Here is an 8,219-nt window from a genome sequence, read left to right as displayed (position 1 = left end):
GCACCCGCTAACGGCCCGGCCCGTGGGCACGCCGGCCAGCTTCCAGGACCTGATCCTGACCCTTCACGCCTATTGGGGCGAACGCGGCTGCGCGATCCTCCAGCCCTATGACATGGAAATGGGCGCCGGCACCTTCCACCCCGCAACTGCACTCCGCGCGCTGGGGCCCCGCCCCTGGAAGGCCGCCTATGTCCAGCCCTGCCGCCGCCCGGGGGATGGCCGCTATGGCGAGAATCCCAACCGGCTGCAGCATTACTACCAGTATCAGGTCATCCTGAAGCCCGCGCCCGAGGACATTCTCGCCCAGTATTTGGGCTCGCTCGCCGCCATCGGCCTCGACCCATCGGTCAACGACATCCGCTTCGTAGAAGACGATTGGGAAAGCCCGACGCTCGGCGCCTGGGGCCTTGGCTGGGAAGTCTGGGTGAACGGGATGGAAGTGACGCAGTTCACCTATTTCCAGCAGGTAGGTGGGCATGATTGCAATCCGGTCGCTGGCGAGATCACCTACGGGCTCGAGCGGCTTGCCATGTATATCTTCGGGATCGAGCGGGTCTTTGACTTGCCGTTCAACCGCGAGGGCCTGACATATGGCGAGGTCTTCCTCGAGGCTGAGCGGCAATTCTCTTTCTATAATTTTGAGAAGGCCGATACCGAGGCGCTGTTCGAGGGTTTTCGCAAGTCCGCGGCCGAGTGCCGGGCGCTCATCGAGGCCGGCCTGCCGCTCCCGGCCTATGACCAGGCAGTGAAGGCGAGCCACCAGTTCAACCTGCTCGATGCGCGCGGCGTCATCTCGGTTGCCGAGCGGCAGGCCACGATCGGCCGCGTGCGCGACCTGGTGAAGGCGGTGGCCGATCTCGTTGTCGCCAGGGAGCAGGCAGGTGGCTGACTTCCTGCTCGAACTCTTGACCGAGGAGATCCCGGCGCGCATGCAAGAGGCAGCCGCCGCCCATCTTGGCGAGCGGTTTTCCGCGCTTCTCGCCGAAGTGGGCATTGCGGCTGAGGCAATCGAAACCCATGCCACGCCCCGCCGCCTCGCGCTTCTGGCCTGGGGCTTGCCAGAGGCGAGCGCACCCGTCACCGAGGAGCGCCGCGGCCCTCGTGCCGATGCGCCTGACGCCGCGATTGCCGGGTTCCTGAAATCGACCAGCATGGCGCGCGATCAGCTTGAGGAGCGTGAGACGGAGAAGGGCCGCTTCCTGTTCGCCACGCTCCACCGCGAAGGCCAGCCGACCGCCGACCTGCTCGCCGATCGCCTGCCCGCGCTTCTTGCCAGCTTCCAGTGGCCGAAATCGATGCGCTTCGAGCCAAGTGGCTTTCGCTGGGTGCGCCCGCTGCGCCGGATCGTGGCGCTGTTCGACGGCAAGGTCGTGCCTTTCGCCGTCGCGGGGGTCACGTCCGGCGCCGAAACGGAAGGCCACCGCTTCATGGGCAGCGGCAGCCCCATCCGGATCGTTTCGGCAGGGACGTACGCAGCGCAGCTCGAAGCCGCCTTCGTCCTCCTCGACAAGGACGAACGAAAGGCGCGCATTCGCGAGGGCGCGCACGCCGCTGCTGCGGCCGGTGGCCTCCGCCTTGTCGAGGACGAGGCGCTGGTCGCCGAGAATGCCGGCTTGACCGAATGGCCGGTGCCGCTCCTCGGCCGCTTCGATCCCGCTTTCCTCGCCGTCCCGCCCGAACTCTTGACGCTCACCATGAAGGTGAACCAGAAATATTTCGCATGTGTGGACGATGCGGGCGCGCTTGCCCCGGCCTTCGTCTGCGTCGCCAACCTCGAAGCTCCCGATGGAGGCAAGGCCATTATCGCGGGAAATGAGCGCGTTCTGGCCGCTCGCCTGTCAGACGCCCGCTTCTTCTGGGAGCAGGACCTGAAGGTGCCGCTCGAGGAACAAGCGAAGAAGCTCTCGGGCATCCTCTTCCACGAAAAGCTCGGCACGATGGCGGAGAAGGTCGAGCGGGTGGCGAAGCTCGCCCGCTGGCTTGTTGAAACCCACCCCGCCCAGTTTCCCGGCGCCACGCCCGAGCTTGCCGAGCGCGCCGCCCGCCTTGCCAAGGCCGACCTCGTCACTGGCACCGTCGGCGAATTCCCCGAACTCCAGGGCATCATCGGCGCCCGCATTGCCGAGGCGCAGGGCGAGAAGCCGGGCGTGGTCGAAGCGCTCCGCCAGCACTACGCGCCGGTGCCGGAGGGGTGTGTGCCGGTCGCAGTTGCGCTCGCCGACCGGGCCGACACGCTCGCCCGTTTCTTCGCCGCTGATCTGAAGCCGACGGGCTCGAAGGACCCGTTCGCCTTGCGCCGGGCTGCGCTCGGCATTCTCGACATGCTGGTTGAGGGCGAGCTCCGGCTGCCGCTCAGCGCGTTGTTCGCAGCCGCCGGCACTCCAGACGCGGGCGACCTGTTCGCCTTTCTCGCCGATCGCCTGAAAGTCCAGCAGCGCGAAGCGGGCGTTCGCCACGACCTCATCGACGCCGTGTTCGCGCTTGGCGGCGAGGACGATCTCGTCCGTCTGCTCATGCGGGTGAAGGCGCTCCAGGCTTTCATCGAGACTGAGGCCGGCGCCAATCTGCTCGCCGGCTTCAAGCGCGCGGCCAATATCCTCAAAGCCGAGGAAAGGAAGGATGGCCCCCACGACGGGCCGGTCGCACCCGCCCTGCTTGTGGAACCCGCCGAGCGCGGTATCCAGTTCGCGCTCGAGGCAGCGCAAAAAACCGTCGAGGCGGCCGTCAACGCCGAGGACTTCACCGCCGCCATGCAGACGCTTGCTGCGCTCCGGCCCCTCGTCGACCGCTTCTTCGACGCGGTGACCGTCAACGCCGATGATCCCGCGCTCCGCCGCAACCGCCTGGCCTTGCTCGCCAAATTGCGGACAACTGCCACCCTTGTTGCCGACTTCTCCCGGATCGAAGGCTAGGCCATGCCCGATCGTCTCCTTGTCCCCTTCGGCGGCTCGGCTGCTCCCGCCCACTGGCTGGGGAAGCCGCATCTCGGCGGCAAGGGCGCCAATTTGTGCGAAATGGCGGCGATCGGCCTCCCCGTCCCGCCCGGCTTCGTCATCCCAACGCCCTTGTGCGCCCGCTACTATGAGGCGGGCGGCAAGCTTCCCGACGCGCTTGTCGCCAAGCTGCCCGAAGGGCTTGCCCACATCGAGGCCGCCGTCGGTGCCAAGTTCGGCGATGCGACGAACCCCCTCCTCGTCTCGGTCCGCTCGGGCGCGCGAGTCTCCATGCCCGGCATGATGGACACGGTCTTGAACCTTGGCCTCAATCACGAGACGGTCGAGGGCCTTGCCCGCCGCTCTGGCAACCGCCGCTTTGCCTTCGACAGCTTCCGCCGCTTCATCCAGATGTATGCCGACGTCGTCCTCGGCCTCGACCATTATCTGTTCGAGGATGTGCTCGAGCTGATGAAGGACGACCGCGGAGTCTATCTTGATACCGCGCTCTCGGCCGAGGACCTGGAAGAGCTCGTCAGCCAGTATCTCGCACTTGTTGAGAAGGAATGGGGCAGGGCATTCCCGATGGACCCGATGGCCCAGCTCGAAGGCGCGATTGCGGCCGTCTTCGGCTCCTGGCGCTCCGAGCGGGCAACCGTCTATCGCCGCCTGAATGGCATCCCCGAGGAGTGGGGCACGGCGGTTACCGTCCAGGCGATGATCTTCGGCAACATGGGGGATACTTCGGCGACGGGAGTTGCCTTCACGCGCGATCCCGCCACCGGCGAACGCGTCATCTATGGCGAGTATCTGGTGAACGCCCAGGGGGAGGATGTCGTCGCTGGCATCCGCACGCCGCAGTATCTCACTGCTGCGGCGCGCCAGCGCGCTGGCGCCAGTGGTGCGTCGATGGAAGAGACCATGCCGGAGGTCTTTGCGCAACTGACCGACGTGTTCGCCCTGCTCGAGCGCCACTATCGCGACATGCAGGACATCGAGTTCACCGTGCAGGAGGGGCGGCTCTTCATCCTCCAGACCCGGAGCGGCAAGCGCACGGCCAAAGCTGCGCTGCGGATTGCCTGCGACATGGTGGACGAGGGCCTCATCGGCGAAGATGAGGCAGTCAAACGGGTGGACCCTGCCGTCCTCGACCAGCTGCTCCACCCCACCCTCGACCCCAAGGCTGAGCGGACAATCATTGCAACCGGCCTTCCCGCCTCGCCGGGTGCGGCTGCAGGCGCAATTGTGCTGACGCCAGCCGAGGCCGAGCGTCGCGCGGGCCTTGGTGAGGCGGTCATTTTGGTGCGCGTGGAGACCAGCCCGGAAGACATTGCCGGGATGCACGCGGCGCGGGGGATTCTCACGGCGCGCGGCGGCATGACGAGCCACGCCGCCGTCGTTGCCCGTGGCATGGGCCGCCCCTGCGTCTCCGGCGCTGGCAGCCTGACCATCGACATGGAGGCGCGCACCGTTCGCGCCGGCAGCCATGTCTTGCAGGAAGGCGACATCATCACCCTCGATGGCGCAACCGGCGAAGTGATGCTGGGCGAGGTTGCAACCATCGAACCCGAGCTTTCCGGCGATTTCGCCCGCTTGATGACGTGGGCTGACCGCCACCGCAAGCTGAAGGTGCGCGCCAACGCCGAGACTCCAGCTGACTGCCGCACTGCCCGCCAGTTCGGTGCTGAAGGGATCGGCCTTGCCCGCACTGAGCATATGTTTTTCGATCCTGACCGGATCGGGCTGGTGCGGGCCATGATCCTGGCTACCGACGAAGCTGCCCGTGCCCCCATCCTCGCCCGCCTGCTCCCGCTCCAGCGCGCCGATTTCGCGGAGATGTTCGAAGTGATGGCGGGCCTCCCCGTCACCATCCGTCTGCTCGATCCGCCGCTTCATGAGTTCCTGCCCCAGCGCGAGGCGGACTATGCCGAAGTCGCTGAGGCCAGCGGCGTCTCGATCGCAAGCCTCAAGCGCCGGGCGGCCGAGCTCCACGAAATGAACCCGATGCTCGGCCACCGCGGCTGCCGGCTGGGTATCACCTATCCCGACATCTACGCCATGCAGGCCCGTGCCATCTTCGAAGCAGCCCTTCAGCAGGCGCAGCCGCCGCTCCCTGAGATCATGATCCCATTGGTCGCAACCCAGCGCGAGCTCGACCTTATGAAGGCTGTGGTCGATGAGACGGCAAACGCGGTCTTCGAGGCCGCAGGCAAGCGGATCCCCTATCTCGTTGGCACCATGATCGAGCTTCCGCGCGCGGCACTGCGGGCCGGCGAGATTGCCGCCTCGGCCGATTTCTTCAGCTTTGGCACCAATGATCTGACCCAGACGACACTTGGCATTTCGCGCGATGATTCCGCCCGCTTCCTTGGCGTCTATGTTGACAAGGGCATCTACCCTCGGGACCCGTTCGTCAGCCTTGATACCGAAGGCGTGGGCGAGCTCGTTCGGCTTGCAGCTGAGCGCGGACGTGCGACCCGGCCCGATCTCAAGCTTGGAATTTGTGGTGAGCACGGCGGTGACCCGGCCTCGATTGCCTTTGTGGCAGCGCTCGGACTTGACTATGTGAGCTGCTCGCCCTGGCGTGTTCCCATCGCCCGCCTTGCTGCTGCCCAGGCCGCCCTTGGCTGAGCCGCCGGCGCTTCCCCCGGACGGCATTGTCGGCACCCTCGAGATGGCCGACGGCATCGCCATCCGCAACTTCCTGTTGCCGCGTGCCGAACCGGCCGCCCGCCTTCTGCTGCTGAACGGCCGCGCCGACTTTCTTGAGAAATGGGCCCGCCTGTTCGCGGAGCTTCATGTCATGGGCTTCGCGCTTGCCGCCTTTGACTGGCGCGGCCAGGGCGGCTCCGCCGGCAAGCCTGCCAATGGCGCCGGCCACATCCGTAGCTTCGAGCTCTGGCTTCACGATCTCGACCAGCTCGTGCCCTGGGCCCGTCAAGCGCTCGGCGGCGAAGTCCTGCTGCTCGGCCATTCCTTGGGCGGGCATCTTGCGCTTCGCTGGCTCTGCGACGGACGCGGCACCGCCCCCGCGCTCCTCCTGACAGCGCCCTTTTGTGGCTTCGCCCAGCCGGCCCTGGTTACGGCACTTATCGCTGCTGTTGCCCGGCGCCGAGTTCGGCAGGGAAGGGGGGAAGACTATGCGCTGAGCCAGAAGCCCTGGGGCGCTCATCGCATGGCCGCCGCTCGTGCCGCCATCCTGACGTCTGATCCCCTGCGCTTTGCCGACGAAGGTGCAGCTGTTGCTGCCAACCCTGCGCTTGGTCTTGGCGGTGTCTCTTGGGGCTGGCTTGCCGCAGCTGAGGAGAGCCTCGCAAGGCTTCGTGCTGGTCCGCTCGAACGCCTTGCCGTGCCGACCCTCATGCTGCTTGCCGAGCGCGAGCATCTCGTCTCCAACCGGGCTGCTCGGGCAATCGCTGCCCGTCTGCCGGACTGCCAGGTGGAGGAGGTTGAAGGCGCAGCGCATGAAATCCTGCGCGAGGCCGATGCCCCGCGCCGCCATGCCCTCTCCCGCATCATGGCCTTTGCCGCTAGGCATGCGCCATGAGTCGGTTCGATGTCGCAGTGGTCGGCGCCGGGATCGCAGGCGCCAGCCTCGCCCATGCGTTGCTCGACCGCGCACCGTCGATGTCGGTCCTCCTGCTCGAGGCCGAGGATTATCCAGGCTATCACACGACCGGCCGTTCAGCCGCCTTTTATGCGGAAACCTATGGCGGGCCGGGCGTGCAGCCCTTGACCACCGCCTCGAAAGCCTTCTTCCAGAAGCCGCCACCCGGCTTTTCGGAAACGGCGATCCTCTCGCCGCGCGGCGCACTCCATGTTGCCCATGCTGACGATCCTTCCCCGCTTGTTGCGCTCGAGGCCGAATTCGAGGCGGGCCGGCTGGCCTTTCAGCGACTGGGCCCCGAGGGGATCGCTGCCAAGGCGCCCTGGCTTCGGGAGCCGTGGCGGGCGCAGGCGATCTGGGAGCCGGGCTGTGCGGACATCGATGTGGCAGCCCTCCACCAGGCCTATCTGCGCGGCGCGAAGCGGGCAGGAGCACGGCTTGCAACTTCTGCCCGCCTCGAACGGGCCGAGCGGCGGGCTGGGGCCTGGTCGCTCATCACTTCTGCGGGGCATTTTGTGGCCGGCCGCCTCGTGAACGCCGCCGGGGCCTGGGGCGATCAGGTTGCAGAAGCCGCAGGCATCATGCCGCTCGGTCTGGCACCGCTGCGGCGAACGATTGTCGTTGCCGAAGTGCGCCCGCAAGCGCCAGCCGATATGCCGGTTGTGATGGACGCCGCCGGCAGCCTCTATTTCAAGCCCGACGGCGGCCGGCTGTGGATCTCGCCGCATGACGAGACTCCCGATACGCCCCACGATGTCCAGCCAGAGGAAATGGACATGGCGATCGCCCTCGACCGGTTCGAGCATATGTGTGACTGGCCCGTCCGCCGGCTGGCATCGAAATGGGCGGGGCTTCGCACCTTCGCTCCCGACCGGCTTCCCGTCATCGGACCCGATCCGGCCGAGCCCGCCTTTTTCTGGTGCGTCGGCCAGGGCGGCTGGGGGATCCAGACTGCACCTGCTGCCGCAACGCTCGGCGCCGCCCTCCTCCTTGGCGAGCCACCAGCGGCAGGCGATTACCGCTACCTTCCCGATCGGTTCCGGGATTCAATTGCCGAAGCCCATAGATGTTGTTAGCCTGACTGTCTGAGGACCCGACATGTTGAGCCCGATTCGATCTCTTCTTGCTGCTCCGCTGGTCGTGCTGCTGGCCGCCTGTGGCGCTGCCACGCCGGCTGGCAAGGATAGTGCCGAAGGCCCGGCGCCTGCGGCTGGCACGCTGGCATCGTCCAGCAGTGGTGCCGCACCTCAGGCACGGGACTGGTCACAGACGGTCATGGCAACAGCTGAGGGCGGGTTCCGGATGGGCAACCCGGAGGCCAAGGTAAAGCTTGTCGAATATGCGAGCCTGACCTGTGGGGTGTGCCAGCGCTTTCATCTTGAAGGCGTCGATGCGCTGAAGTCGGGCTTTGTTCGTTCGGGCCGGGTATCTTACGAGTTTCGCCCCTTCATGCTGAACGCCATCGACATTGCCGGCACCCTTGTTGCAAGATGCGACGGGCCAGAGCGCTTCTTCACTTGGGCTGAGCAATTCTATCGTAACCACGACGCCTTTGTGCAGCCGTTCACCAAGATCAGCGATGCCGATATCAAGACCTTGAATGGCCTGCCGCAGGACCAGCAAGTTCGCCGCCTCGCCGAGCTCGGCGGGCTTGACGCTTTCGTCCGCACCCGCGGCAT

At 66.5% G+C, this 8,219-nt stretch carries 6 protein-coding genes; all 6 read left to right on the top strand.

Annotated elements, in window-relative coordinates:
• Positions 1-22 precede the first annotated feature (22 nt).
• Positions 23-889 (top strand): glycine--tRNA ligase subunit alpha, encoded by an 867-nt coding sequence (locus tag ACWIQA_RS08110; protein WP_448582566.1) that lies wholly within the window; start codon positions 23-25, stop codon positions 887-889.
• A complete protein-coding gene (gene glyS / locus ACWIQA_RS08105; RefSeq protein ID WP_448582565.1) occupies positions 882-2,912 on the top strand; it encodes a glycine--tRNA ligase subunit beta in 2,031 nt (676 codons plus the stop codon). The genes ACWIQA_RS08110 and glyS overlap by 8 nt, the downstream gene beginning before the upstream one ends.
• Before the next feature lie 3 nt (positions 2,913-2,915).
• Entirely contained in the window at positions 2,916-5,564 is a 2,649-nt protein-coding gene (ppdK, locus tag ACWIQA_RS08100) for a pyruvate, phosphate dikinase (RefSeq protein WP_448582564.1), read from the top strand.
• Positions 5,557-6,480: an alpha/beta fold hydrolase gene (locus tag ACWIQA_RS08095; RefSeq protein WP_448582563.1), complete on the top strand. Its 924-nt coding sequence runs from the start codon at positions 5,557-5,559 to the stop codon at positions 6,478-6,480. The genes ppdK and ACWIQA_RS08095 overlap by 8 nt, the downstream gene beginning before the upstream one ends.
• Positions 6,477-7,616: an NAD(P)/FAD-dependent oxidoreductase gene (locus ACWIQA_RS08090; protein WP_448582562.1), complete on the top strand. Its 1,140-nt coding sequence runs from the start codon at positions 6,477-6,479 to the stop codon at positions 7,614-7,616. The genes ACWIQA_RS08095 and ACWIQA_RS08090 overlap by 4 nt, the downstream gene beginning before the upstream one ends.
• 22 nt (positions 7,617-7,638) lie before the next feature.
• The coding region (locus ACWIQA_RS08085) for a thioredoxin domain-containing protein (protein ID WP_448582561.1) at positions 7,639-8,219 on the top strand (581 nt) is incomplete at its 3' end.

The organism is Thermaurantiacus sp., assembly GCF_053487655.1.
The sequence above is the reverse complement of the archived record's forward strand: the minus strand, read 5'-3'. Positions and strand labels throughout refer to the sequence as shown.